Consider the following 26,772-nt stretch of genomic DNA (forward strand, 5'->3'; position numbering starts at 1 on the left):
TTGACAAACTTACGGGCAAAAGGTTTAATGCCTTACAGATTGATTTTGTTTAATTATCGATTATTCCGCTTAAACAACCGATCAACGGTCGCTTTTTTTATACCAAATTCCAAACAAAGAACATTCATAATCAAGAATATCAGGAAAGAAGAGGAGTCTACAGATAAAATATCCCCTTGTGCCACGCGATAAAGCATACCTCCAAAAATGAAAAGCACCGTCAGGAATATAGCGTTACGTGTAGCTTTGTTGCGTATATCCTCCACCTCCTTGCATTCGCCTTTCGTCAAAGCAAATAGAATCATCAATGCTCCCAGCATCATCAAAAGTTTGGAACACTCTTTATAAAACAACAAGTTGGCATCCGTAACCCTGCCCATCATCATCATCAGGAACGGAAGAAACAGGGCGAGTGCTATTACAAAATATCCAAGCGGACGACAATATACGGGAAGTAAAGCTTTCATTTGAATTTCAGATTTATGATTTCAGATTTATTTTCATAAGACAAAGGTAGCATTTATTGCCGAAAGAATTATCTTTGTCCCGCAATAAATCACAAATCCGCAATTTTCTCATGAGTAAACAAGAAGTAATCCTTTGCGAAGAACTTGAAAGCTGCTTGACGCATGCCATTGAGAAGTGTCCGCACGATAAGCTTTTCATCCTGACCGACGAACATACCCACCGCCTTTGCCTGCCGCAACTGCAAAGTATTCCTGCACTGCAAGATGCCGCCGAAATCATTATCGGCGCAGAAGATATACATAAGAATCTGGAAACACTGGCCTCCGTATGGCAAACGTTGAGCGAACGGGGGGCTACCCGCCATTCATTATTGATAAATCTGGGCGGCGGCATGGTTACCGACCTCGGCGGTTTTGCGGCTTCCACCTTTAAGCGGGGAATAGCTTATATCAACATCCCCACCACTTTGCTTGCTATGGTAGACGCATCAGTAGGCGGAAAAACCGGAATCAACTTCAACGGGCTGAAGAACGAAATCGGAGTCTTTGCTCCTGCCGCCAGCGTATTGCTGGAAACAGAATTCCTCCGCAGTCTGGATGCCCATAATTTTTTTTCCGGGTATGCCGAAATGCTGAAACATGGCCTTATCAGCACTCCCGAACATTTGGCGGAGCTGCTCTCTTTCGATACGGAGAAAATAGACTATACCGCTCTCAAAGCCATGGTAGGTCGTTCTGTCCAAGTAAAAGAGGATATTGTGGAACAAGATCCTAAAGAGCATGGCATACGCAAAGCGCTCAACCTCGGACATACCGTAGGACACGCTTTCGAAAGCCTTGCTTTGGCAGAGAACCGTCCGGTGCTGCATGGTTATGCCGTAGCTTGGGGAATCGTATGCGAGCTCTATCTGTCGCACATAAAAACAGGCTTTCCAAAAGAAAAAATGCGCCAAACCATTCAGTTTATCAAGGAGAATTACGGAGCATTTACCTTCAACTGCAAGCAATACGACCGTCTTTACGAACTGATGCTGCATGACAAGAAAAATACCGCCGGCATCATTAACTTTACACTACTGAAAGAAGTGGGCGATATTTGCCTGAACCAAACGGCAGATAAGGAAACCATATTCGAAGTTTTCGACTTCTATCGGGAATGTATGGGGATATAAATCTATCCCCATACTACTTTATTTTATCCTCTGCAGTTCCTTTTTGCTATTCTCTTTCATCTGATATGAACTTTTCGATTTTCCAAATTTAAACATAATGGAGAGACTTATAAAAGAAGAGTCGAAATCAAGTTCTTGCGAAAATCCAATATCATGCATTTGTGTCCATACCTTTTGCTTCCGACTATTAAGCATATCATCATATTTCAGTGACAGAACCATCTGTCCTTTCATTAACGACTTACTTAGCGCGCAATTCATAACATGATTGCCGGAGTGATAAAAAATGCCGTTTACCCCCGCTGAATTGTACTGATACGTCAGAAACAAATTAAAATCAGCAGGAAACCTGAATCCTTGAGAAGTATAAAGATAAACCATTGTCCGCTTCCTCTTCATCGGTATGTTTTCACTCCGAAACGTTACACTATTGAAGGTTACTCCAACAGAATTCTGCATTGTCCAATTCTTATACTGAAAAGGAACAGAAGCCGATGCAGTCCAGATATGTTGCGAATCCAGGTTTTCCGCCATAGCCAAGCATACAGGTGAATCCGGTTCAAGCCGTTTGACAAAGAATGATGTAAGCGGGTTTTGAATCTTATTGTAAGCCAGTGAAACATTGACGAACTTATTATATACGAAATCCAATCCTATATTATAAGAATATTCGGGTCGCAGGTTCATATTTCCCACGTAGTATGTAAACGGGTCAACATAGTGCATAGACGGGTCAAGATCCTGAAACGCAGGATACAAGACTTTTCTCGAAAAAGAAAGATTGGTTTGCAACCGCTCATTTACTTTATAGCCAACTTCCAACGAAGGAAAGAAATCATTGTAAGTTTTGGTATAGTTTTCCCCTTGCTTATTCCTATTCTCATAATTTACATATTCATATCGCACTCCGGCTGTAATATGTATGTCGCTCCATTGTCTACGCAAAGAAACATATCCGGAAAATTTATCCTCATTAATATCAACCCCATTATATGATTCTATTGCTGCTTTTCCGGAATCATAGCTTTCTGTTCCATCCTGCATATTATAGTAACTATTATTCTTATTACGTGAAAAACAGACACCCGCTTTTCCGGTAATCCCCTGTTTCGTCTTATGTGTATAGTCGGCATTCACTGTATATAGTGTAATATCAGCTTCCGAACAAGAACTCTTATCCGTATTCCGGCTATCGTGCAACACTGTTATGGTGTTATTTTCATAAGACGAATAATCAACATATCCCATATTGACAGACAGTTTTTTACCGATAGAGTCAACCTGAAAAGTATAACTCAGATCATAAATATTTCTGAAGTTTTTAAAATCACCGTCTATATTTGTTCCAACGGTTTCCGTTATGGAGTTTGTCCGGAGATTATTTACATTCGTAGTTCTCCTTGTAGGATGCGTATTAAAATTCTGATATTGTACTCCGATAATATGCCGAAAATGTGGAATATAGTCAAAGCCCAGCACCGCATTATGGTTTTTAGCGGTATTCCTTTTCTGAATTATGGTATTATACATCTGACTGCCGTCTGGAAAATCACGACCATATTTTTCAATAAAGTTCCGTTTATTGGGATTATAGTTCGCACTTCCATAAATATTGAACTTATCGGTGGCATATCCTAATTGCAGCGAATTCTCCAAGCGCCAAAAATCTCCCTTTGATACAGTTGAAGTTATCTGTCCGTTAAAGCCTCTGATAAATGCCTGCCGCGTAATGATGTTGACTACCGCCATTCCGCTTGCATTATATTCTGCCGAAGGATTGGTTATTACTTCTATTTCCTTGATATTGTCAGAAGAAAGCAACTCCCAGTTTGTATTCTTGGGCGGAAGTCCATTAACAAGTATTATCGTATTCTTTCTGCCAAACACATCAATCTTGTTTTCAGAAATAGAAAGAAACGGGATTCTCCGGAGCACATCATCCAGTGACGTGAGATGTTTAAAATCCGTATTATTCTGGATATTATAAACCATCTTACCTTCAGTGAACTTCAATTTAGGCGGTGTTGCAACGATTGTAACTTCATCCAGACTCATCACATCCGGTTCCAACTGAATCAGCCCCACATCAACGGTAGCTACACTATCGCAACTTACCGTTTGTGAGTAGGGTTTATAAAGAAGCGGAGACGATATCCGAAGAATAAAGTTCTTCTGTTTGATACCCTCCATGATAAAGTCAGGCGCATCAAAATATCTATAATCAATGATTACAGAATCTTTTTTTGCTTGGACAGAGACATAGTAAAAATCACCTGCATTGATAGATACTCTACCTTTCACAGTAACGTTTTGAGAGCACAGTTCGTACAAAGGATACATCACCATCGTAAATACCAGAACCAATTTTGTAAAATTTTCTTTTGTCATAGCAGCACTATTTTCAGTTTTATTGGCTGCAAACATAAAATGAAAAAAATCAGTATCACAAAAGCTGGGACAGACAGAAAAAATTGGTGGCAAAATGCAGAAAAAGTAGCCTCTCCCCTGCTTTTTGTGGCAAATGACACAGAAAAAAGGTTACATGATTCTTTCTTTTAATACTTGTATATAGGTTCTTGACACAGGTATCTCCTTAGACACATTTAGAAGTTGCAGCTTATATCCTTTTGCATTACCTTCAATGCTGTCAATATGGTTCATGTTTATGATATAAGCTCTGTGACAACGTACAAAAAAGCCATAATTTTTCAGTTGTTCTTCAATTTGCTTTATAGTCGAACGCAACAACTTATGCTTAACTTCCCCTTCTTCCAAATAGTAAATATCCATATAATTATCAGCCGCTTCAATATAAAGGATGTTATCCGGATTTGTTTTTAATTGTTCTTTGGTACTTCCGGTCAATGTGACAGTCTGCTCATCCTCCCTTATCTCTGATTTTATTCTGTCCGATAAAACATTGTTTAATACTAAAGCATCCTGAAGATTCTGATTTAGCACAGCTATCCGCGTTAGTACAAATGTGAAGCCAATCGGTGCAACAGCAATGGCAAACGCAACCAATAAGTCCGTAAGTATAATACGCGTATATCCTTCACCTAAGAATGAAATACTTGTGTGCTCTATATTTAATCCGGGTAATAGAATCTGCTCATACACAATAATCTCTATACTCAACAACAGTACAAACAATAGATTATTCGCTATATGCTTACCTATCGTCCATTTATCAGGTGCATAGAATCCTTTAAACACTTTTGGAAACAGTATAAGAGGAACAGCTGTTCCAAACACCGTTATAAGTACAAAATGAATTAAAATCCAAAACTGGAATATGGAATCCAAACGATAATGAAACGGTTCAAAAACTATTAACACCAAAACAACAAATACAACGGAAGATGCTATTATCTGCCACGGTTTTCCATATTGTGGATAGGGATGACTCAAGTATTTATATATCATACTCATTGACTGGTAATTTTCATGTATTTTGAACACAAAATAAATATAAATCTCCAATGAAACCAAATTAAAAGGATAGTTTTCGTACCTATTCGGATTCAGATTTTAATCCAAAACAGTTCCATTTGTATCATCATAATACACTAATAAACAATAGCATACAACAAATATACAACAAAAAGTTAAGGAATTATTTGCTATTTCAAAATAAAGCCGTACTTTTGCATCCGCAATTCGGGGTGTAGCTCAGCCCGGTTAGAGTACGCGTCTGGGGGAACCAAAGAGCTAATTTTCAAGAACTTAATATTACTTTCAGATATACAAGGAGTTAGAACAATCAGTTCAACTCCTTTTTCTTTTTTCAGTACAACTCTCCTAAAACAATCTCTACAATTTAACTCAAACTGATACAAATCAACATCTAAAACATCCATAACTTTATAGCATTTAATTTCACTATAAAGGTCCGACATACTTTAACCACGGACAACAAAACAGACCATTATTTACAACACAGTTCTTTAATGTCAATCCCCATATATTCAGAACACACAATATTATCTTCCTTATAGTGGCAAAACATATATAAAAAGAATGCCATTCAACAAAATAGTCAAACGGCATTCTATTTTTCGTAATTAAATCCAATATCTACTGAGAAGCTATTTTCTTTTCCAATATAAACAGCCCCCTCTTCGTCTCAATTAGAGATTTAATATCTTCAATATCATTGGCAATCATTTCTGTGATTTCTTCTAAAATAGATTTTCTCATCTTTATATCTATCAAAGTAGGCAGAATTCTCTTTATATATTCAACTCTGTCTGCCACCTCATAATTTTCAAGCAAGTCAATCCCATAATCTCTAAACATATAGAACATATACTGTTCTACCATATCAAAATTACCTTCTTCTATATATTTATCCAAGACACTAATTATATGTTGCTCTGCCAAAGACAACTCTATTTCATGCCCAATTTCCATATATTCTTTTGACAATTTCTCTCTGTACTTTTTCATCCCAAGAGAAATTTTCCGTTGAAGGTCCTTTTCTTCTTGCAAATAATCTTTCTGACAACTCTTCAAGTCTTTTATATTTTGCTTATTCTTGTCAGCATGAAATTTTTCTACATTATTAATTATAGTTTCAACCATCTTTTCTGTTAATTTCTTTCTCTCCTCTTCAGTAGCATGATGAATTATGCTTACACCTCTCGTATCATTCCAACGAGGGTGAACTGAATATTTTCCTTCTTTTTCCATTTTATTATTCTGAAATATAGTTTCTATTAGGGTTAACAAGTCGCAAACTTAGATAGGTTGTTCTTATTTTCTATATTTATGAAATGCCTTTTTATTAAATTATTTTATTCATTAGACCAAATTTATCAAAAAAGTATCAATCATAAAAATGCCAAAAACATTACTATCATTAACAAAACAATAAAAGCCACAAAAATCATTACTATTTTAGAGGTATCCACTTCCCCATTATCCTTCTCTTCTGAATTTACATCTTTTGTGTCAGCAAAAACTTCTTTTTCTTGAGGCAGACTGGATATAACATGTTGCAGTTCTTTCATATCATTACTTACAGACATTATCCATTTTCTTTCTTGAACAAGCCTTTCTTTACGATGTTCATCAGTTTCACCCTTAAGCCACAACGCAAGAGCACCTAACAAAGGAGAAAAAAGAAGAGAGAAAAACACCCATACACCACCATCTCGCCCTAATCTATTAGCATAAGTGTATATACACGATAACAAAATTAGATAAGCAACAACAAATCCAAAAATTAGAAATGTGTTCAAGGCAGACAATAGTCCTAAATACTCATTCGAATTGTACATAATCAATTTATCACTAAAGTTAAAATCATATTTATAGAAAATTCCGTATCAGCCTACTTTTATAATTTAGTTGTTAATTATTAGATCAACCACCCTATTTATAATTGATAACTATCACCCTTTTTTCAATAAATCCCAACGATTAATATAGTCCTTTATATCCTTTTTAAAGATATTATAAGTTTTCCCACCATCTTTTAAGTCATATTTTGTTCTATTCTCTACCACATATTTACTTGGAACAATATAAAATTCAGGTAGAGTAAGAACATCTTCGAACTTATTATTATATATCACAAAGACAACATAATGATTATCCTTAGCCACCACATTACCAACGGGAACAGAATCAAAGGCACGAACTGATTTTACATCTATAGAGATGTCTGATCCATCATCATTCTTTATCCAAATATCTACACTTTTCTTATTTCCCAATGTCATATAAGCATCAATACCAAGACGATACAACATAGAAAGTACCAAATACTCACTCGCAATCCCAGTATCAAAACCCTTATTCTTAGTCTCCATAATCATAATATTTGTCTGTTACAATAATCATACACCATATATAACTATCTATTATAGTGCTATTTACTTAATCACAAAACAAATATATTTAATTAATTTTGACTATCAAAATATTTATTACATAATTTTTTATAAAACAAGAAAAAGGACTTACTATACAGGAAATCAGTAATATAGGAATTATTATCCCACTAATTTAGTACTAATATAAACCTCGTTTTTCCATACTAATAGGGAAAATTTCACGGAATTTCTACGAGAAAATCAGTAATTTCGTCACTATTTTATTGCACAACATTCATATAATTTATATCTTTAGGCAGTGAAAAGGAAGGTGAAGAGTAAGCAACTAAAGGTGCATCCTTCTTCCTTTGGATAGACAAGGAATGACTGTCTATTACTTCCTTTTCATTTAAAGAGTTTTCAGAGCTAAAAACAGTTAACGGCTGATCCTTGTCTGTCTCAGAATTACCAGGAAGTGTGTAATCGAAACTCTTTTTAAATTTTTAGGCTACAGAGATAGTCTTGAATATCATTGTACTGCAAGGAATCGGGCCGTGCTGAGGACAATAATTCAAGACTATCTTTTTTATTTACCCACACTAAAGTATCATTTTCTACAATAGGAGAACCTTTCTTGGCTTTCTCTATAATTTCGTCCACAATCTGATTTAAAAGTTGTTCATCTTCTATTTTTCCCTTAATTATATTTAACTCGTTATCCTTTTCGTTGGTATTCTCAAATTTTCTTATGATATTTACAGCATCAAACAAAGCGCTGGTATTTTCTCTAACGTCTGCGGAATTGGACTGCAGTTTAGATGAAAATTTCAGCGCTTTCTTTTTATCTCTCCAAACTAACAAACCTTCGTTTACCCAATTTAATATAGGCATATATTTCTTAATCAGATACTACTCATCCTAATAGATGAAACATTATTTAAAACAAACAACCTCTTACTAAAATCAAGACAAAACAACCCTATTCTAATACAGATATAATACTTAGTTCAAATAAGTATTTTTTCGTGTTATATTTCATTTTTTAGAGCTTTCTTGATTAATTACACATCTACCATATCAAAAAACGAATAAAAACGATATTTACACGATATATTCACTATCAATAATTTTATTATAAATCTCCATACGAGCAGGAGCAACACTATATCGCCTTTTCAACATAACATAGGCACTCTCTATCTTACCCGTCAGCTCATCCACTAAAGACATTTTATCATAATCACAATAAGCAGCCTCTATTCTTCGTAACTCTTGTAAGACAGCAAACTTAATAGCACTGTTTATCTCTTTTTTTACAAAAGCCTCTTCAACTTTCTCGAACATATTTATTTCAGACATACATAAGGCAACACAAGATTCTTTCATACTCTTTATACCAGTAAACTTTATACCAACTTCCTCCACCTGCTTATCAATATCCATATAACACCTATACCATTTATTCAATAACAACAAACAAAAATCAGGATGATACAAATAGCTACCCCTTACTTCACCCAGCACTTTCGTCACCCTCTTAAACCTGAACTCATATCTCAGCACATTCAAATGTGCCAATTCTTCCAATTCTTCTACACCACAACTTTTTAATTCACTCATCTTGTCATAGAACACCAGTTGAACATCATACTTATCCAAATAGAGGGTCTCTTTTTCTATATTTGAACGATGATAACCATCAGAATAAAGCAACCTCTTCATGTACAACCAAGGCATATATGCCACACTAAAATTAAAAGCTATATCAAGCCTTACCACTTTAGCCATTTCCAATGGAACACCAAGAGCAGAACTTAAACTCTTTATCGCAACCCTAATATCCCATAAGGATAAACTTTTTTCATAATTATTACCTAAAAGCCATTTAGTAAGACTACCCTCAACAACTAAAGTGGTATCACGAACTTCCACCCTCATATTTCTAATATGACCTACCACCTTATTATTATAGTACTTCACATCAGTCAGTCTACAAGAGATTTCTTCCATAAAACTAATTTCATTATTTAGTTCTTCTTCTTTTAATATTAATTTTAAGGTATCATACATAATACTATATTCTTAAATTACTAATATTATATTACTTATTATTATACACACCATCTTGTTGCTCCAAGAATTCATCAACCGTCCCTATCCGATGTCTCAACATCCAAGTTCTAATCTCAGGACGGAGAAAACGCAAGGCACTACGTTTACTCAAAGTTGACTTATAAAAAGGTATTTCCTTGTTAGATGTCTTCTTATAAACAGTATACTTCGACAGACCAGTCATTTCACAGACTTCATCTATACCGATTATATCAGAAGGTGGTGTCTCACTTACGTGCATGTGCCCTTTTAACAAATCACATATATTTTTCAAAACTTCTTCTTTGTTATCCATTGTCCCCAACTCCTTTTTCTTCTTAGGAGTATCAGGGCATTTCTCTGACCACAACCTTAATTCACCAAGATAAATATTCAAATTATAGTTCTCTATTTCGTTCAAATCTCCTAACAGACAAGGCAGATTATTCCAATCTTTCTCTACCTCAGACCAAAAGGTTAAATCGTCAGCAAAGTTCTGTCTATATTTGTTAATCTCTTCACGAATATAAGCAAGAGACTGTTTGCCCCCCTCTATCAGCTCAAATCCGTTACCAGTTCTTAAACATTGAATATTATCTTCCATTGTTAGTATTCCATGCCTTTCATAGCGTGCTTCTATCACTTGTTCAACATCAGCAATTTCTTGTTCTGTCATTTCTTTCGAAACAAATATTTCACGTATATACCTACGAATCATATTATTATCAACTCTATAATTAGGATTGACAAGTTTTTGTTTAAAATCTATTTTTCTCATAATTTATAAGTTTCATTATATTATATATTATTATAAATTAACACTGTTTTTATACAAAGCACCTATTGTAACTCTCTCTATTTCAGCATCACCAAAGCTGTCCAAATAAGTATTAGTCGTTTCCAAATCCTTATGTCCCATTACTTGACTTATCATTTCACGGGAAACACCGTCAGCTTGTAAGGTCATAGCCATGGAATGCCTACTTACATAACTCGTCAACTTTTCTGTAAACCCAAGTTCTTCACCTATTTCTTTCAAACGGTCATTATAGCGTGCCAATCTTCTACGTAAGTGATCATATAACTGTTCACCTTTATAATCTTTCGATACCAAAGGAAGAAGATAATCACCAATAAGGGCAGTGTTCATCTCGAACCATAATAGCAGATTTCTTAATTCATCAGTCATGGGTATTCTAATAAATTTGGCATTCTTACTATGTTCTGTTTTGTGCCTCTTATATATAATATGTTCTTTTCCTCCCTCCACCTTGATATTTTCTTTTTTTAGGTTTGCCATATCAATGAAACTCATCCCGTAACAAAAATAGGAGAACAGAAACAAGCGCCTTGCCACTTCACGAGGCTTGTTTTCAAACTTACAATTCATCAAAGCTGACAAATACTGCTGTGGCAAATATCTTTTACGGGTTTCTTCTTCCAAAGCGGAAATACAGAAACCACCTTTTCCAAAAGGATAAGTTGTAGGTGAACATTCTTTCAGAGAAATAGCCTTGTTCAACATAGCCCGTAACGTCTTCAATTCATGCTTGCGAGTATTACCACACCAACCTCTTTTTTCCATAAACTGATTGTAGCCGTTTACATACTTCAAGTCTATTTCTTGAAAATAACGTGCAGGCAGTTTCTTATCAAATAAGCGCAGGTTATAGACCACTCGTTCCCATACCTTGGCATTCCCAATATGTCCCGTCTCTTTCATTTCATTAATACGCAGACATACAAAATCAAGAAATTTCCCTTGTTTACTTTTATAGAGGAAAGCGCTTTCAAACTGATTTAAAGTCCAGTCTATTTTATCATATTCAAAATCACGCTCGACAGTTTGTGCACGAGCCAATAGTTGCAATATTCGTGCATTATATTCCTTATAATTAGAACAGACACGTTTGTCACATCTGAAACGTCCACATTCACTATCCCACTCTTCCTTCCTTGCATAAAGTCCAAGTGAGATATACTTAGATTTCATATTCTTTATTATTCTCAAAGATACGGGATAAGTCCCGTCTTTTCTTCTATTAGAAGCGTGAAGGAGCACTTTAAAAGTTGCCATATAATATTTATTTTTAGGTTTGACTATTTTATCGTGCCACAAAAATATACGATTATTTTCCAAAAAAAGAACGAGTGATATATAAAAAAATCAACGATTTAACACCCGTTAAGAAAATATATATACCTCTTTTTGCGCACATCTTTTCCCTAAAACATTCCTAAAATATTAGAGATAACTCTGTACAAACAGATACAAATAAAATTAGCTCCAATAAACAGAAGAAATATTTAATAATCAACATATTACAACAACAAAGAGAAGAAATATCACCACTAAAGCAAAAAAAGAGGGGAGAAAATTTGCACAATCCCCGTAAATACGTACCTTTGCACACGCAAAACAAAAGTGCGGGGTGTAGCTCAGCCCGGTTAGAGTACGCGTCTGGGGGGCGTGTGGTCGCTGGTTCGAATCCAGTCACCCCGACTGGTGATTATCAAGGAGTTAAGTCAATGACTTGACTCCTTTTCATTTGTAGCGATTACTTTTTGATTACACTTTTCGGATAACTTAGTCCAACCCAATACAAATTGTGATACCAATAGGATTTGTATTTAGTTGACCGTTAATGTTTCCTAACTCCTAAAAGTTTTTCTCATACGCAACCACACTCCCTATTTGTGCATAGGCTCTTTTACTCTTCTAATAGAAGCAAACCCATTATAACAAACAGGGTAGGACAACTATTGCCCTACCCCTATCTTATACGCTCCGTTAGAAAGTTTATTCCAGCCCCTAATCAACTTCTATACATATCACCAATTAAGAGGATTAGCCTCTTCTTCTTTGATTCGTTTTTTCTCAGCTTCCTTTTTAATTTTCTCAACTTCTGTTTCACAGTTCCGTTTCCAAAGTTCTTCCTCAATGATTCTTTCTTTTCGGTGCTCTTTTGATTCACCATACAAGAATAACAAAAAAGTAGCAATAATAGGACTGAATACTATACCTATAAAGACCCAAAAAGTCTTTTCCCGTCCTTTTCTGTCTGCATAATTCATGACAGCATTAAGCATAAAGCAATAAACAACAATAAAAAGTAATACTATCCACCCCATAGGAATACCTCCAATCTCACTCATAAAGACTCCTCCTAAATTTATTTATTCTTAATAGGAACTACTGAAAACACTGTATAAGTAGCAGGAACGGTGACAACTATTCCCTTTGGACTTTCAACCTCAGTATGAGAGCTGACACCATTGTTATTCAGATACCAACTCAGTTTTTGTTTTGTTACGACAACGACCTTTCGTCCTGTTACCCTGTCCGTTCCTTCGTATGTATAAGATTCCGTTCCACTACTTTTGTATTTGACACCTAAATTGATAATATCCCCTCGGACATTGATGTAAATACCGTATGTCTTATCTGAACCGTCATAGGAGATTTCAAGTTTTTGCGTCCAATGCTTCATGTCGTTGTCTGTTATTAAACAGCCTCTTTCATAGTTGCATAAACGGACGTTTCCATGAACTAACACTCCTTTATCGGGAGTTACAGAATTTTGACCTTGAACATTTGTAAATGCTCCAATCAGCATAATAAATACTGATAAAACGAAATACTTTTTCATTGCTTCTGTGATTTGCTTTCCACAGCCTCAACAGGAAAGGTTTATATAAAAAGATAGCGTGAGGCTGTTAGAATTATCTGTCTTTAGAGGTTCTGGACAAACCCACCACACGAGATAAAACGACACCCCACGCCAAGCCATATATATCACTGATATATACAAGATTAGCATGAGCGTTCGTATCGTCTATCCCCGTGTGGTTCGAAATTTTCCAGATTTCTAAGTAACCCTATTTGATTTTATAACTCTTTCATAACTAACAGCTTGTTCAATTGAGAATTTAAGAACCGATATAAAAAATGCTTGGTAATTATTCTCGAATAGGATACGAATTTAAGAACCGATTAAATATCTTTGCAGTTATGAAAGTGAAATTCAATTTGAGACAGACATCAGACGAAAACAAAGACACGCTGATTTATCTTGTTTGTACAATCAATCACAAGCAAGAAAAAATCAGCACTGGGCAGAAAGTGCGTCCGAAGTACTGGGACAAGGAAAAGCAAGTCGCTATTGTGGCGAATACATTGCCAAAAGTAATTCAACAGCAAAACGCCAAAGTAAACAAGGAATTGAATATACTAAACATGCGTTTTGCCGAATGGCAGGACTATATGTTAGACCACCCCGAAGAAACCGAATTGGGAGCTGAAAAACTCCGAGTGTTTATAGCAGGGGAAAGGGAAAAATTAAAAGTCAATCCGCTTGACTGGTTTGAAAGTGCAATTCAAAGTAATTCCAACAATAGTACGGGAACAAAAGGTAAATACATGACAGACCTTAAAATGCTTAGAAAATTTGTCGAAGAATGTAAGGTTAGAGCAACGGATTTTAGTTGTTTGAACTATACTTTTATAAAGAAATTCGAGAAATATATGCTTGATAAAGGAATGTCAATGCACACCATTATAAACAGAATTACATCTTTTAAATCATGGCTAAATGATGCAGAAAAACAAGGTCTGATAAATCAGATAGAAACTGGAATTTCTAAATATGAGAAACCGAGAAACAAGGATGAGGGGAAACAGATTTACTTGACAGAAAATGAATTGAAGAAAATACAAAACATTGAATTGTCAGGTAATGAAGAAAAGGCGAGAGATATATTTGTTTTGCAATGTCAGTTAGGACAAAGATATGCCGATATTATGAACCTTGAAGAAGCTATAATATCAAATGATAATATAGAATTAGTTCAAATTAAAACTCACAAGAAAGTAATTATTCCGCTTAATAATACAGCAAAGAATATACTTGCTAAATACAATAATAAATTGCCAGTTATAAGAAATGAATACATGAACCAACTTATAAAAGAGGTTTGCAGAAAAGCAGGGATAGATAAAGAGGAATTAATCACTTATAGAAAAGGCGATAAACAATATGAAAAAAAAGTACAACGCTGGCAACTTGTAGGGACACATACTGCAAGAAGAACTTTTGTTACTGAGTGCAGAAAACAAGGTTTGGACGATGCTTCAATAATGCGCATAACTGGTCATACATCCACTAAAACAATGAGCGGATATGATAAGAGAACGGGTGCAGATGTAGCCAAAAGATATGCTGAAATTATGAGTACCGAAAGCGAGAAGAAAGAACGCAAAAAAAACGATAAAAAACAGCAGGCAATTAAAACAATAGAAAATCTTGCTTTATCAGGAGTTAGAGATGTTGAGGTCGCTGCATATTCTGTTCAAAAAGCACTGGATTTAAGCGATGATGATATTTCTCTCTCAATCGACAACGGTGTAGGAACTGGTCTAATTTATCAAAGAACAGCTGTAAAAAAGGAAATCTCATTAGATAATGAGGAAGAATAACTATATTTGCAATAAATTTAAAACATCTAATTTATGGGACGAGGAAGAATATCAAATGAAGAAAAACAAAAACGAGTGCAGCAAGAGTCAATCAATAAATTTGGCTGCGTTCTTCAATCAGAAACAGCAGCAGAAAAAGTTGAGGAATTGAATGAGCAAATCAAGCACTTAGAAAGTCTGATTGAAAATTGTAAAAATGAAATTCAAGAAATAGAAAAAGAAGCTTTGGAAGAAAGAAAAAGCAAAGCAATCACTTTATTGCAAGGCTTACCCAATGAAACACTCTGTGAAATAGTAAATCATTTTGAGGAGCGTTTAAAGACCGTGGGAAGCGAAAACGAAGAACAGTAAAACCGTTTATATCAGAACTAAAATAAGGCACTCTCAATCTTTGGGAGTGCCTATTTTTTTTCAAAATCGACTTCTCTTATGAGTTAAATGGAAGTGCGAAGGGCGCATTATTCGATTTTATCGGGTTAAAAATTTACATTGGAATGAAGTTTTTAATTTGTGGCATGTTCATTTTTTCACTACCTAAAAAGTCAGTAAATTTGCATATCAAAGAAAGAAAAACATAAGATATTAAATATATAAATGAAAAACGAAATTAAATGCTTTATAAAGGTGTTCGATATTCGACTTATGAAGAATTGCGTACTATCGCAGAGAAAAGATTGTCTAAAGGAGAAAAAAAGAATTTTAATAAGGCACAGATTGGTAAATATATAGCAGATATGGGTTATTTAAAAAGACGGATACAGATTAATGGATTGAGGAAGCTATATTATTTCAATGTGGTAAACAAACTGAATGTGTAAGAAAAATAATACATCAGATACGCTTTAATTCCAAATACACATTATTCCCAATTTTGGAACTTAAATAAGAAGTCCCGTTTTTGGAACTTGGAAAACTCCCGACAATGGAACTTATATAAGATACCTATTATAAAAAGATACCTATATAATAGAAAATTCAAGTCCTAAACGGACTTGGAATTTTACATCTAATAAAAGTAATATGATTTTGATATTATCAAAAAATATTCGATTTAAAGACAGAAAGCAAGCTAAAAAATATTTAGGATGTGCATACTATAATAGATTGTTAAAGCAAAAAGATATTCTCTTTATAAATACAGAAAATCACATTGCTAACAATGGAGCGACAAACAAAAATAACAAAGGAAATATCCATGCTTGAAAACAAAGATGCACTATTATATTCAGTTATAAAAATGAATAGCAATTATTATAATGGTTATTCGGAAATAGCCGAAACAAAATTATCGAAACTTTCAGGGATACCGATAAGCACGATAAAGAAGCACCGCCCCCAATTATTAAAGACTGGAATATTTTCATCATGGAATTATTTTAAAGATGAATTAGGGCATAATCGCATACGCTATCAAATGGAAATCAATCCCGAAAATTATTTCATACTTAAAAATACATTTTTTAGCGATAGTAAACTGAGCGAGGAAGAAAAAGGATTTATTCTGAAATTGAAAACAATAACTGTCAATAACACAAATATTATTCCGTACAATAAAACAAAAATAAAGTCTTTATTGAAAATCGGAAAAAATAATGAGCTTATAAAAACGTTAATTGAAAAGGGATATATCTTGAAATTTGAAATAGACAAATACTATTTGAATTGCAATGATATTTTATTCTCGTCTAATGAGGAAAGAGAAAAAGTTTATAGAATGATTGAAAAGATGTGCTTAAATAGAGAAATTATTCCACCACCATTTGAGAAAAACAAACTGGATAAAATCAAAAATAAATCTCCTTTATTAAAGTTGGAAGAACAGCTAAATAAAAGATGTTCCGAATTCAAAAATGGGGGCTTATACGAATATATTTTCAAATGCTTTAATATTACTCAAAAACAACCAGTTAAAAATACTTATGATGAAGCATATATCATTTTGTAAAAGCATGATAAATAAGCCGCCAAATAAAACGGAAAAAGCATGTTAATACCAGTTCTAAACCATTCTTGTGGCACACTTTTTTAGTCGGTGTAAGAGGTCTGCGAGGTACTTGTACCCATGTAAATGCCCCCTCGTTCTTTGGTTTGAAAATCTCTTTTACAAATTGGCGAGTACATAGGAAATCTCCTGATTATTTTGTAAATGGCTCGTTGAAATGTAGCCTGATTTATAACATCTATAATAATATGCACAAATGTTACCTGATTGCAATAAACAATTTTGAGGGGCATTTTTGCATTATTTCTTTTGTTCTTTTGAGATATAAACACTTTTGTCTATCTTTGTCGCAATCTCAGCAATGGGAGGACATATTTAACGAAAGGTGTTATTGAAATTATCTTCCGTGGTAAATTCTCGCAAAATTTAACGGTACGAAGATGATAGCAGTAGCACCACATCATGACTATATTTTACCCGTCTTGGGTTAAGATATATTGTCTTATGGTGTGGGCTATTGCTTTATCTGTACCGAGGCAATGCGAGAAGCCCACCACGAGATAAGGCAGTATGTTTCCACACCATTCTTTTTATCTTTATAAGTGGAATTTCATTCTTAAAATAACATTTATCGGGAGGAAAATATGTTTTGTTTGAGGAATTAATTAACAGATTAAATAACTTAAAAACAAGATTTATGAGAACGAAATTCAACTTACTTGCAACCTTATTAATGGTTGTTTTGTGTGTCAGTTTTACATCATGTAGCGATGATGAAAAGGACGAAATTCAGGACGATAAAACATTAGCTTTGTTAATAGGAAGTTGGGAATACGAACTTTCAAGTTTTACAGATGAAGAGGGCAATGTCGTTTCACGTCAAATGGAAATTGTAACTTTCAATTCTGATATGAGTTGGACGGGAGTAGATTATTATATCGAAGTTGGTTACCCCGATAAAGAAACTGAAAAATGGGGAGAGGGAACATATAGTTATAATAAAACAACAAAAGAACTGACTTTAAATAACAACATATTTGAGTCGGGGATTATGAAGATTTTGAAAATCACAGAAAATGAATTGTCGTGGTTTGACGGAGAAGATATAATGAATTATACACGAAAGAAATAACACTTTTTTATTACTAAAAAGGCATCATTAGAAATTTATTTTTTCTTTTGGTGTCTTTTTTTTATTTCATAAAATAACCGAGTAAAAAAAGAGCTATTAGACGGATAAAAAAATCTTCGGAGCATAGAAAGCTACTTAGAATTTTGTCTATATTTGTGAGCAGTTACGAGAGAGTTAAAAAAGTAACAAATAAGGTCTATTTTTAAGAACGAATGATATTTCGCATATCTAAATGTACAAATATCAGCAGTTTACAAAATAACTTATAAATTGTCCAGATTTCTAAATACGGGATAAAGCTAAACGCTTCCTTTAATTAATATGTCACCAACAAGTCTTTAACCTGTTAGCGGGACAAATATAACTAAAATCCAGCGTTCTACAAACGTTTTTAGGGATGTCGTGGAACAAATTTACTCATTTATTGATAGTTCACAAGATTTTAGGGAGGGAACTCTGATGAGGCTTTTATACGTCAGAACATCTAATCTTTTGCAAATACCTCTAAACAGCCTCATCATCATACATGTAAATCCAAGCATACCTAACATTCGATTTTATTCCACTCTTTTTAGGTGATGCACGATTATTTCCACTCCTATATCATAAGACCTCTATAGCATTGTACCCTGTCATCACAAGACTCATCACTATATAACGAAGATTTCTTAACCCTTACTCTTCTTTGATGGCAACTTGCATTGTTTCTATCGACTGTACACTAACAGTCTTATCACTTTTTATACTCCTCTTACAACTCTCTATTGATATTTTACTACCTAATTGGGCACAAGGTTCCGCGTCTGTATTTAGAATCTCGTATTGCTTCCTACAGACGCTCTATTTTAGTGACGACCTTTGGGCTATTATTTTAGTTCTTGTCATAAGCATCGGGAGATTCCGTAAATTTCCACGTCAAATAATCTTCTATCTTTTTATTTAACTCTATCACCAAATCAGACTGCCCCATTTGTCCCTCAAAATGTTGGAGAGCTTTCTTCATTCTGTCCTGTATCCTTTTATGATACTGAGCGTCTGTATCCTGCGGATTCTCCCTATTCTTAAATAGCTGTTCCTTTATGAAATTAGGAAGATTCATAACAGTATTAGCCACACATATACACCAATCTTCCATGTCTTTTGTAGACTTTATCTGTTCAAAGGATATGTCAAAGAGTTTGTCTGAAATTTTACCTATATCCTCATAAGACCCAAACCACTCTGCAATGAATTGCCAAAAGACCTGTTTGTCATATAGGTCACATGCTTTTAACTTTCGACCAAACACTTGCCTAATCATTGCCCCTTTAAACAACATCTCATATCTCAATAAATTTTTCTCTTTCCCCTCTGGCAGAGGGCAGCTTTCTCGCTTATGGCGATGCTTGCCCCTCTGCCGAAATTCCCTGCCCTTATCATAAAACCGAAGTAAGCTACCCTTTTTCATAGGAAAATAAGTTGTACCACTTCCCCACTTATTAGGATGGGAAGTACCTAATGATTTCATTTTCGATATATAGAGTTCCGGAGGATTATCCATCTCAAAATTTTCAGCAATCTCCACTTTCATGACATCAGCCTTATCTATCGGCAGATTGAGCTCCTTACCCAACCGCTTTATAGCCTCTTTTGTATGTGCTAAAGTTAAGGTCATAATGTTATTTCCATAAAGATATTTAGAAAGACTTCCTCTTATATTGACTGTATTTTTCGTAACAGAAACACGGAGTCCGTCAACATAACCAAACCCACCTGCAAATCTTTTGAAATCACAAACTTGGTAAATCCTTTGGAATACAGCCTCCCATTTATACTTATCTCCTATATCCTCTTTTTTCAACCGTAATTCAACTGTGTCATACATAGCCTAACAATTTTGATATATACAAAATACCCAATAATTCGGGTGTTATTATTTCTTGTTACGAGCTAACAGACGTCTGTCCATGAACTCAATATACTCTTGAGTGGATTCTTGTTTTCGTTTTGTCATCCACTGATATATTTCCTCACGTCGAAACATAACTTTTCTACCATTATCACCTGGACGGAAACACGGTATTTGATTTTCATGTATCAACTTATAGACGGTATTCTTTTTATAGCCCGTTATTTCACAACACACATCAATCCCAAATACTTCAGGAGGGTCTATCGGTTGTTTTTCGGGTCTATTGGTCTTCTGTCTTTCTGCTTTAGGCTCTATCGAAACTGTACTCAGCATTTGTTTTACAATTCCCTCTAACGACTTTATTTGGGCTAAAGCCAAATCTTCCCATTGAGCTTTTAAGAAGTCTATATCATTATTCAGACGCGCCATATCCATTGCATCACGACAATGTTCATTTATAAAGCCAATCTTCTCAATTTCATTATAGAGGACATCAGCAGTCAAAGCTATTTTTCCCTCTTTACGCAAGTTCTCTTCCTCCACAAACAAATCATCCAAATCTTGTGGAGTCCATTGGGTAATACCCGTCCGATAAGCACTCACTCTTTCATCATATACTGAAATGAAGTAGGAACGCTTCCAATTGTCTATAGCATCCTCTATTTCGTTTAAAGCCTGTTGAAGTACCTCATGGTTATTTCCCAACTTACTATTCACATAGGTACGAAAATCCTCGTCATGGATTTCTGCTGCTTCCCCTCTAAGCAACTTTTCTATTAAGCTGCTTAGAGGCATATCCGTTTCTATTCTCATTATTTTTTAAAGGAGTTTTGCAGCCTCGTCTACTACACTTGTTTCGAAGCTGTCAAGATATACATTTGTTGTTTCAAGGTTACTGTGTCCCATTACTTGACTGATTACTTCACGGGGAACTTTGTTGCTCTGTAATGTCATAGCCATTGTATGTCTACTCACATAGGTGGTCAATTTCTGACGTTCAATCCCCAATGCTACTCCTAATTTCTTTAAGTTCTTGTTATAGCGTCCATAGCGAGAACGAATGTGATTGTACAGTTGTTCTCCACTGTAATCCCTTGTTATGATAGGTGTTAAATAATCTCCAACAAGAGGTGTTTTTTGCTTAAACCATTCTATCAGTTCTTTTATCGTATCAGTCAGAGGTATTTTAATCGATTTTACTCCCCGTTGATTCTTTATCTTCTGCCTCTTGTAAACGATATGTTCACCTGTTTCAAGTTTTTCTATATGGTGCGTTGTCAAGGTAGCCATATCCACATAACTGATACCAAAACAGTAGTAGGAAAATAAAAACAACCTCCGTGTATATTCCATTGTAAAATTCTCTTGTGGAGAGTTTTTAATCAAGTCCAAATCCTCAGCCAGCAGATACCTTTTACGTGTTTCCTCTTCTAATTTGCTAATTTCAAAGCCGCCATTTCCAAACGGATAGGTACTGACAGAAGCCTCTTTCTCTTTTATAGCCTTATTCAACACAGCACGCAAGGTCTTCATATAATACTTTCGTGTATTACCACAACAACCGTCTTTCTCCAAGGCTACATTAAACGCATTCACATATTTGATATCTATTTCGGGAAACAAACGTTCCTCAATCTTGTCGTCATATTTACCCATTACATGGAGGGTACGTTCATAGGCTTTAGCATTCCCATGATGATTCGTTGCCTTTAAATTTTCAATTTGGGTAAGGAAGAAGTCATAAACCTTCCCCTGTTTTGACATACCTAAGAATTGTTCTTTGAATAGGTTTAAGGTCCAATCCACCCTTTCCTCCGCAAACTTTCTTAAGATACTACTTATACGTTCCTCGTAGTGGGTTAACAGGTTGTTATCTTTTATATAATTAGGATTCAATCTCTTATCTCTTTTGAAGCGTTCCGAACTTTTATCCCATTGATTTAGTTGAGTAGTTACCCCTAAATCTATATATATCCTTTTACCGTCTTTTGTGACTCTTAGATATATAGGATAGCTCCCGTCTTTCTTTTGGTTACTCTTGTAAGCGACAATATTGAATTTTGCCATAACTAAATTATTTAATTGTTTTTCCTATTGCTTTAAGTACCTTAGGATGATACAAATATACTCATTTAGTTGCACAAATCATAGACTGAAAACCAAGTAGTTCGACTACTTTTCCATTTGTATATGCAAGACGTTTTTTACCTCTCGATTACATTTTTATTACACTTTTCATCTCACTTAATCTCAATAGATATAACACATCATCCCATTCACAGGGTATTGTATCACTGATTTCTAACCCAATACCAATGAATACAAATATTCTTTCAACAGCTGGGGGGCGTGTGGTCGCTGGTTCGAATCCAGTCACCCCGACTGAAAAAAAGCATTGATAATCTGATGATTATTGATGCTTTTTGCTTTTATACAGTTCTTATGGTTGTACCGGTTGACGCTGTGGTTGACTTTTTGGTGGAACACGCATGAACTCGATTAATGTCCATTCCGCCTAAATCTATTCGTCCGACAGCTGTCGGACGATAATTCAACAGCTGTCGGACGATTAAATTTTAGTATCCTAAAAATTTCACCTTTTCTTTTTATTTAGGTAAGAATAGTTACTTTTGCAAAATAAAGGACATAATTATGGGAGCAGGAAAATGGATTGGCGGTATCATCGGCTTTATGGCAGGCGGACCGCTCGGAGCATTGGCAGGATATGCACTCGGTTCATTAATTGAATTCGGCGGCAGCTCTGCAAGCTACACAACAACCTATGGTAATGGGCAAGCAGAAGAAGATATGTTTCGCGGACAGCGGAACAGTTTTCTATTCTCAATGCTGGTAATGGCATCGTACATTGTACGGGCAGACGGACGCATTATGCACAGCGAAATGGAGTACGTCCGCAATTTCTTACGGGCAAACTTCGGTACCGCGGCAGTCAGTGAAGGCGAACGGATATTGCTCAACCTCTTTGAACAACGCAAACGCATGGATATGCAGAATCCTCTTGCATTCAAGAATACAATCCGCGACTGCGGTATGCAGATTGCAGCCAACCTGACATACGAAGAACGCCTGCAGCTACTGGGATTTCTCGCAAATATAGCCCGAAGCGACAATAACGTCTGTCGTGAGGAAATAGAGGCGTTGAAAGAGGTGGCGGCTTATATGGGATTATCCGAAAAAGAAGTGGAATCCATGCTCAATCTGGGAGGAAACTCACTGGATGCAGCCTATAAAGTGCTGGAAATAGCCCCCACAGCCACTGACGAAGAAGTACGTGCCGCATATCGCAAACTGGTGCTGAAGCACCACCCTGACCGGGTGGCTACATTGGGAGAAGACATCAAGCGCGCTGCTGAAGAAAAATTGCAAAGCATCAACAATGCCAAAGAGATTATCTATAAAGCAAGAGGAATCAAATAATAATCCAATATTTTTTTGAGACAAGACTTTAATATAAAATTCCTAATTCAATAGAAATACATCTGTTATGAAGAAAATATTTGCCTACCTCGCACTCGGTTTCACCACTCTTACCGGTTATGCGGCAACTCCGCTCTGGATGCGCGACATACAAATCTCACCCGATGGAACAGAGATTGTTTTCTGTTATAAAGGAGACATCTACAAAGTTCCGGCAAAAGGCGGTGCAGCTACGCAACTCACCACACAGGACTCCTATGAATCCACCCCGATTTGGTCGCCCGACAGCAAGCAAATAGCATTTGCCAGCGACAGATACGGCAACTTCGACGTATTCGTGATGTCCGCCAACGGCGGAACAGCCCGGCGGTTGACTACCAATTCGGCAGGAGAAATCCCGTCGGCATTTACCCCCGACGGCAAATACGTTCTCTTCTCAGCAGCCATTCAAGACCCTGCCGAGAGCGCGCTCTTCCCCCGCTCTGCCATGACCGAACTCTACAAGGTTCCCACAAGCGGCGGACGCACCGAGCAAGTACTGGGTACACCTGCCGAAGCTGTCTGTTTCGACAAATCGGGTGAACATTTCTTTTATCAAGACCGGAAAGGCTTTGAAGACCAATGGCGAAAGCACCACACTTCATCCATAACTCGCGATATTTGGATGTACGACATCCGCACAGGCAAACATACCAACCTCACCGAGCATGCCGGTGAAGACCGCAATCCCATCCTTACACCGGACGGGCAAACCTTGTATTTCCTGAGCGAACGTAACGGCAGCTCATTCAATGTATACGCCTTTCCACTCACCCGTCCGGAATCCGTAAAAGCGGTGACTACTTTTAAAACCCACCCCGTCCGATTCCTTTCCATGAGCAGTAACGGCACATTGTGTTACGGCTACGATGGTGAAATATACACGCAGCAAGACGGTTCGACCCCGCAAAAAGTTCAAATAAAAATCACCCGTGATGACCGACCTCAGACAGTCCACCTGAATTATACCAACGGAGCAACTTCGGCTACTGTATCACCGGACGGCAAACAGATAGCCTTCATTGCACGTGGCGAAGTCTTTGTAACCTCGGCAGACTATGCCACAACCAAACAAATCACCCACACCCCCGCCAATGAAAGCAACCTGTCCTTTGCCCCCGACAACCGTACACTGGCCTATGCCAGCGAACGCAACGGCAACTGGCAGATTTATCTTGCCAAGATAGCCCGTAAGGAAGACCCCAACTTCCCCAACGCTACCATTATAAACGAAGAAGTATTACTGCCTTCCGCTACCATTGAACGTTCTTGCCCGCAATTCTCACCAAACGGTAAAGAATTGGCATTCATAGAAGACCGTATCCGTCTAATGGTACTGAACCTCGAAACAAACAAAGTGCGCCAAGTCACCGACGGTTCCACTTGGTACAGTACAGACGGCGAGTTCAGCTATGCCTGGTCGCCGGACAGCAAATGGTTCACCCTCGAATTTATCGGCAACAAACACGATCCGTACTCTGACATAGGACTGGTCAGCGCACAAGGCGACAGCCCCATAATCAACCTGACTAATAGCGGCTACATGAGCGGTTATCCCCGCTTTGCGCTCGATGGCAATGCAATCCTGTTCAAAACAGAACGTTATGGTATGCGCGCCCACGCTTCATGGGGGGCGCAGGACGATGCCATGCTCATCTTCCTCAACCAAGATGCATACGACAAGTACTGCCTGAGCAAAGAAGACTATGAACTGCGTAAGGAATTAGAGGTCGAGCAAAAGAAAACACAAGACAAAGATACCGCCAAAGAAAAGAAGAGCAGCAAAAAAGGAAAAGAAAAAGACAAAGACAACGATGAATCCCAAGTGAAAGACATCGTTGTTGAGTTGAAAAACATTGAAGACCGTATCGTACGTCTCACCCCTAACTCCTCGGATTTAGGTAGCGTCATCATCTCCAAAGACGGAGAAAGCCTTTATTACTTCGCTGCCTTTGAAGACGGCTACGACCTCTGGAAAATGGATATCCGCAAAAAAGACACCCGACTGCTCCATAAAATGGATGCCGGCTGGGCTTCTATGGAGATGGACAAGGACGGCAAAAACCTCTTCTTGCTGGGAGGAAAAACCATGCAGAAAATGAATTTGGCATCCGACGAGCTAAAACCAGTCACCTATCAGGCACAAACCAAAATGGATTTGGCGGCAGAACGCGAATATATGTTTGACCACGTGTACAAACAGCAACAGAAATGTTTCTACAACACCAATATGCACGGTGTAGACTGGGACGCCATGACTACCGCTTACCGCAAGTTCCTACCTCATATCAACAATAACTACGACTTTGCCGAGTTGCTGAGTGAATGGTTGGGCGAGCTGAATGTGTCGCACACCGGCGGTCGTTATTATCCGTCCGGACAAAGTGAACCGACAGCCAGCCTCGGACTGCTCTTCGCCTGGAACTACCCAAACAAAGGTGTGCTTATAGCCGAAGTCATAGAGAAAGGTCCGTTCGACAACGCCAATACTAAAGTAAAAGCGGGCATAGTTATCGAAAAGATTGACGGCACGGAGATTACACCCGAAACTGATTACTATACCTTACTGAACGGCAAAGCCAAAAAGAAGACCCTTGTCTCGCTATACAACCCGCAGAACAAAGAACGCTGGGAAGAGGTTGTAATCCCGATAAGCAATAGTACGCTTGATGATTTGCTCTACACTCGCTGGGTAAAACAACGTGCAGCCGACGTAGATAAATGGTCCGGCGGCCGTCTCGGCTACGTCCACATTGAGTCAATGGGCGATGACAGCTTCCGTTCTGTGTACTCGGATATTCTGGGCAAATACAACAACCGTGAAGGCATCATCATCGATACCCGCTTTAATGGCGGAGGCCGTCTGCACGAGGATATAGAAATATTGTTCAGCGGCAAGAAATACTTTACACAGGTAATCCGCGGCCGCGAAGCCTGTGATATGCCCAGCCGTCGCTGGAACAAGCCGTCTATCATGCTGACCTGCGAAGCCAATTACTCCAATGCGCACGGTACGCCATGGGTATATCGCCACCGGAATATCGGCAAGTTGGTGGGTATGCCCGTTCCGGGAACAATGACCAGCGTATCATGGGAACGTTTGCAAGATCCTTCTCTCATTTTCGGTATCCCTGTTGTAGGCTACCGCTTGCCCGACGGCAGTTATCTGGAAAACTCCCAGTTAGAACCCGACATCAAAGTTGCCAACTCACCCGAAGCCATCGTGAAAGGTGAGGATACCCAGCTGAAAGTTGCTGTGCAAGAATTACTGAAAGAACTGGACTCTGCCCAGTAAAGAGATAAAT

The 26,772-nt window shown here is 37.0% G+C and carries 22 protein-coding genes and 1 tRNA gene; 8 read left to right on the plus strand and 15 right to left on the minus strand.

The features are described from left to right. Nucleotides 1-53: 53 nt before the first annotated feature. Entirely contained in the window at nucleotides 54-467 is a 414-nt protein-coding gene (locus DW121_RS01695) for a hypothetical protein (RefSeq protein ID WP_117711023.1), read from the minus strand. 110 nt (nucleotides 468-577) lie between these two features. On the opposite strand from DW121_RS01695, the gene aroB reads away from it, so the two are divergent. Further along, nucleotides 578-1,639, plus strand: coding sequence for a 3-dehydroquinate synthase (aroB, locus tag DW121_RS01700; RefSeq protein ID WP_117711022.1), 1,062 nt, complete (start codon nucleotides 578-580; stop codon nucleotides 1,637-1,639). Between the two features lie 18 nt (nucleotides 1,640-1,657). On the opposite strand, the gene DW121_RS01705 is transcribed toward aroB, so the two are convergent. The 9 genes from DW121_RS01705 to DW121_RS01750 form a co-directional block, all read right to left on the minus strand. After that, entirely contained in the window at nucleotides 1,658-4,027 is a 2,370-nt protein-coding gene (locus tag DW121_RS01705; RefSeq protein ID WP_158560989.1) for an outer membrane beta-barrel protein, read from the minus strand. 150 nt (nucleotides 4,028-4,177) lie between these two features. After that, the gene (locus DW121_RS01710) at nucleotides 4,178-5,071 is read right to left on the minus strand and encodes a LytR/AlgR family response regulator transcription factor (protein WP_117711020.1); all 894 of its coding nucleotides are present in this window, start codon (nucleotides 5,069-5,071) and stop codon (nucleotides 4,178-4,180) included. 645 nt (nucleotides 5,072-5,716) lie between these two features. Further along, nucleotides 5,717-6,331 carry a hypothetical protein gene (locus DW121_RS01720; RefSeq protein ID WP_147331360.1) on the minus strand — a complete coding sequence of 205 codons (615 nt, stop codon included), beginning with the start codon at nucleotides 6,329-6,331 and terminating at the stop codon, nucleotides 5,717-5,719. Nucleotides 6,332-6,471: 140 nt separating this feature from the next. Next, nucleotides 6,472-6,921 carry a hypothetical protein gene (locus tag DW121_RS15670; protein ID WP_187119993.1) on the minus strand — a complete coding sequence of 150 codons (450 nt, stop codon included), beginning with the start codon at nucleotides 6,919-6,921 and terminating at the stop codon, nucleotides 6,472-6,474. A gap of 114 nt (nucleotides 6,922-7,035) precedes the next feature. Further along, on the minus strand, nucleotides 7,036-7,455 hold the full coding sequence (locus DW121_RS01730; RefSeq protein WP_117711237.1) for a hypothetical protein: 420 nt from the start codon (nucleotides 7,453-7,455) through the stop codon (nucleotides 7,036-7,038). Between the two features lie 498 nt (nucleotides 7,456-7,953). Beyond that, nucleotides 7,954-8,349 carry a hypothetical protein gene (locus DW121_RS01735; protein WP_118322898.1) on the minus strand — a complete coding sequence of 132 codons (396 nt, stop codon included), beginning with the start codon at nucleotides 8,347-8,349 and terminating at the stop codon, nucleotides 7,954-7,956. Between the two features lie 210 nt (nucleotides 8,350-8,559). Next, nucleotides 8,560-9,528 (minus strand): phage/plasmid replication protein, encoded by a 969-nt coding sequence (locus tag DW121_RS01740; protein ID WP_118322899.1) that lies wholly within the window; start codon nucleotides 9,526-9,528, stop codon nucleotides 8,560-8,562. 31 nt (nucleotides 9,529-9,559) lie between these two features. Further along, nucleotides 9,560-10,327 carry a helix-turn-helix transcriptional regulator gene (locus tag DW121_RS15790; protein WP_233555760.1) on the minus strand — a complete coding sequence of 256 codons (768 nt, stop codon included), beginning with the start codon at nucleotides 10,325-10,327 and terminating at the stop codon, nucleotides 9,560-9,562. A gap of 30 nt (nucleotides 10,328-10,357) precedes the next feature. After that, entirely contained in the window at nucleotides 10,358-11,626 is a 1,269-nt protein-coding gene (locus DW121_RS01750) for a site-specific integrase (RefSeq protein ID WP_117711015.1), read from the minus strand. A 351-nt stretch (nucleotides 11,627-11,977) separates the two neighbouring features. On the opposite strand from DW121_RS01750, the gene DW121_RS01755 reads away from it, so the two are divergent. Continuing rightward, nucleotides 11,978-12,052, plus strand: a tRNA-Pro gene (locus tag DW121_RS01755). A gap of 329 nt (nucleotides 12,053-12,381) precedes the next feature. Here the strand turns inward: DW121_RS01755 and DW121_RS01760 are convergent. Together DW121_RS01760 and DW121_RS01765 are read right to left on the minus strand one after the other, a co-directional pair. Next, the gene (locus DW121_RS01760) at nucleotides 12,382-12,705 is read right to left on the minus strand and encodes a hypothetical protein (protein ID WP_117682160.1); all 324 of its coding nucleotides are present in this window, start codon (nucleotides 12,703-12,705) and stop codon (nucleotides 12,382-12,384) included. Between the two features lie 17 nt (nucleotides 12,706-12,722). Then, entirely contained in the window at nucleotides 12,723-13,199 is a 477-nt protein-coding gene (locus DW121_RS01765; protein ID WP_117475133.1) for a hypothetical protein, read from the minus strand. A gap of 362 nt (nucleotides 13,200-13,561) precedes the next feature. Here DW121_RS01765 and DW121_RS01770 point away from each other — a divergent pair, with 362 nt between their 5' ends. From DW121_RS01770 to DW121_RS01795, 4 genes are all read left to right on the plus strand, one after another. Beyond that, nucleotides 13,562-15,025, plus strand: a complete 1,464-nt coding sequence (locus DW121_RS01770; protein WP_233555761.1) for a tyrosine-type recombinase/integrase — start codon at nucleotides 13,562-13,564, stop codon at nucleotides 15,023-15,025. A 33-nt stretch (nucleotides 15,026-15,058) separates the two neighbouring features. Then, entirely contained in the window at nucleotides 15,059-15,376 is a 318-nt protein-coding gene (locus tag DW121_RS01775; RefSeq protein WP_118322902.1) for a hypothetical protein, read from the plus strand. A gap of 808 nt (nucleotides 15,377-16,184) precedes the next feature. Next, nucleotides 16,185-16,970, plus strand: coding sequence for a hypothetical protein (locus DW121_RS01790; protein ID WP_233555762.1), 786 nt, complete (start codon nucleotides 16,185-16,187; stop codon nucleotides 16,968-16,970). Nucleotides 16,971-17,664: 694 nt separating this feature from the next. Then, entirely contained in the window at nucleotides 17,665-18,099 is a 435-nt protein-coding gene (locus DW121_RS01795) for a hypothetical protein (RefSeq protein WP_118322906.1), read from the plus strand. 871 nt (nucleotides 18,100-18,970) lie between these two features. On the opposite strand, the gene DW121_RS01800 is transcribed toward DW121_RS01795, so the two are convergent. From DW121_RS01800 to DW121_RS01810, 3 genes are read right to left on the minus strand one after another with little or no spacing between them, the layout of a single operon-like run. Continuing rightward, nucleotides 18,971-19,963, minus strand: a complete 993-nt coding sequence (locus tag DW121_RS01800) for a phage/plasmid replication protein (protein WP_118322907.1) — start codon at nucleotides 19,961-19,963, stop codon at nucleotides 18,971-18,973. A 48-nt stretch (nucleotides 19,964-20,011) separates the two neighbouring features. Continuing rightward, complete coding sequence (locus DW121_RS01805; RefSeq protein ID WP_118322908.1) at nucleotides 20,012-20,803, minus strand: helix-turn-helix transcriptional regulator; 792 nt, start codon at nucleotides 20,801-20,803, stop codon at nucleotides 20,012-20,014. Nucleotides 20,804-20,809: 6 nt separating this feature from the next. Continuing rightward, on the minus strand, nucleotides 20,810-22,057 hold the full coding sequence (locus tag DW121_RS01810; protein WP_118322909.1) for a site-specific integrase: 1,248 nt from the start codon (nucleotides 22,055-22,057) through the stop codon (nucleotides 20,810-20,812). A 585-nt stretch (nucleotides 22,058-22,642) separates the two neighbouring features. Between DW121_RS01810 and DW121_RS01815 the strand changes: the two genes are divergently transcribed. Continuing rightward, the gene (locus tag DW121_RS01815) at nucleotides 22,643-23,428 is read left to right on the plus strand and encodes a DnaJ domain-containing protein (protein ID WP_117711014.1); all 786 of its coding nucleotides are present in this window, start codon (nucleotides 22,643-22,645) and stop codon (nucleotides 23,426-23,428) included. Nucleotides 23,429-23,495: 67 nt separating this feature from the next. Further along, complete coding sequence (locus DW121_RS01820; RefSeq protein ID WP_118322910.1) at nucleotides 23,496-26,762, plus strand: S41 family peptidase; 3,267 nt, start codon at nucleotides 23,496-23,498, stop codon at nucleotides 26,760-26,762. Nucleotides 26,763-26,772: the final 10 nt, after the last annotated feature.

Source organism: Bacteroides sp. AM10-21B (genome assembly GCF_003472565.1).
GTDB lineage: Bacteria > Bacteroidota > Bacteroidia > Bacteroidales > Bacteroidaceae > Bacteroides > Bacteroides propionicigenes.

Coding starts and splice junctions, on each gene's coding strand:
- DW121_RS01735 (WP_118322898.1), bottom strand. CDS start 8,349: ATGCCTATATTAAATTGGGTAAACGAAGGTTTGTTAGTTTGGAGAGAT.
- DW121_RS01795 (WP_118322906.1), top strand. CDS start 17,665: ATGAGAACGAAATTCAACTTACTTGCAACCTTATTAATGGTTGTTTTG.
- DW121_RS01765 (WP_117475133.1), bottom strand. CDS start 13,199: ATGAAAAAGTATTTCGTTTTATCAGTATTTATTATGCTGATTGGAGCA.
- DW121_RS01710 (WP_117711020.1), bottom strand. CDS start 5,071: ATGAGTATGATATATAAATACTTGAGTCATCCCTATCCACAATATGGA.
- DW121_RS01810 (WP_118322909.1), bottom strand. CDS start 22,057: ATGGCAAAATTCAATATTGTCGCTTACAAGAGTAACCAAAAGAAAGAC.
- DW121_RS01740 (WP_118322899.1), bottom strand. CDS start 9,528: ATGTATGATACCTTAAAATTAATATTAAAAGAAGAAGAACTAAATAAT.
- DW121_RS01805 (WP_118322908.1), bottom strand. CDS start 20,803: ATGAGAATAGAAACGGATATGCCTCTAAGCAGCTTAATAGAAAAGTTG.
- DW121_RS01770 (WP_233555761.1), top strand. CDS start 13,562: ATGAAAGTGAAATTCAATTTGAGACAGACATCAGACGAAAACAAAGAC.
- DW121_RS01720 (WP_147331360.1), bottom strand. CDS start 6,331: ATGGAAAAAGAAGGAAAATATTCAGTTCACCCTCGTTGGAATGATACG.
- DW121_RS01695 (WP_117711023.1), bottom strand. CDS start 467: ATGAAAGCTTTACTTCCCGTATATTGTCGTCCGCTTGGATATTTTGTA.
- DW121_RS01730 (WP_117711237.1), bottom strand. CDS start 7,455: ATGGAGACTAAGAATAAGGGTTTTGATACTGGGATTGCGAGTGAGTAT.
- DW121_RS01820 (WP_118322910.1), top strand. CDS start 23,496: ATGAAGAAAATATTTGCCTACCTCGCACTCGGTTTCACCACTCTTACC.
- DW121_RS15670 (WP_187119993.1), bottom strand. CDS start 6,921: ATGTACAATTCGAATGAGTATTTAGGACTATTGTCTGCCTTGAACACA.
- DW121_RS01750 (WP_117711015.1), bottom strand. CDS start 11,626: ATGGCAACTTTTAAAGTGCTCCTTCACGCTTCTAATAGAAGAAAAGAC.
- DW121_RS15790 (WP_233555760.1), bottom strand. CDS start 10,327: ATGAGAAAAATAGATTTTAAACAAAAACTTGTCAATCCTAATTATAGA.
- DW121_RS01705 (WP_158560989.1), bottom strand. CDS start 4,027: ATGACAAAAGAAAATTTTACAAAATTGGTTCTGGTATTTACGATGGTG.
- aroB (WP_117711022.1), top strand. CDS start 578: ATGAGTAAACAAGAAGTAATCCTTTGCGAAGAACTTGAAAGCTGCTTG.
- DW121_RS01760 (WP_117682160.1), bottom strand. CDS start 12,705: ATGAGTGAGATTGGAGGTATTCCTATGGGGTGGATAGTATTACTTTTT.
- DW121_RS01800 (WP_118322907.1), bottom strand. CDS start 19,963: ATGTATGACACAGTTGAATTACGGTTGAAAAAAGAGGATATAGGAGAT.
- DW121_RS01790 (WP_233555762.1), top strand. CDS start 16,185: ATGGAGCGACAAACAAAAATAACAAAGGAAATATCCATGCTTGAAAAC.
- DW121_RS01775 (WP_118322902.1), top strand. CDS start 15,059: ATGGGACGAGGAAGAATATCAAATGAAGAAAAACAAAAACGAGTGCAG.
- DW121_RS01815 (WP_117711014.1), top strand. CDS start 22,643: ATGGGAGCAGGAAAATGGATTGGCGGTATCATCGGCTTTATGGCAGGC.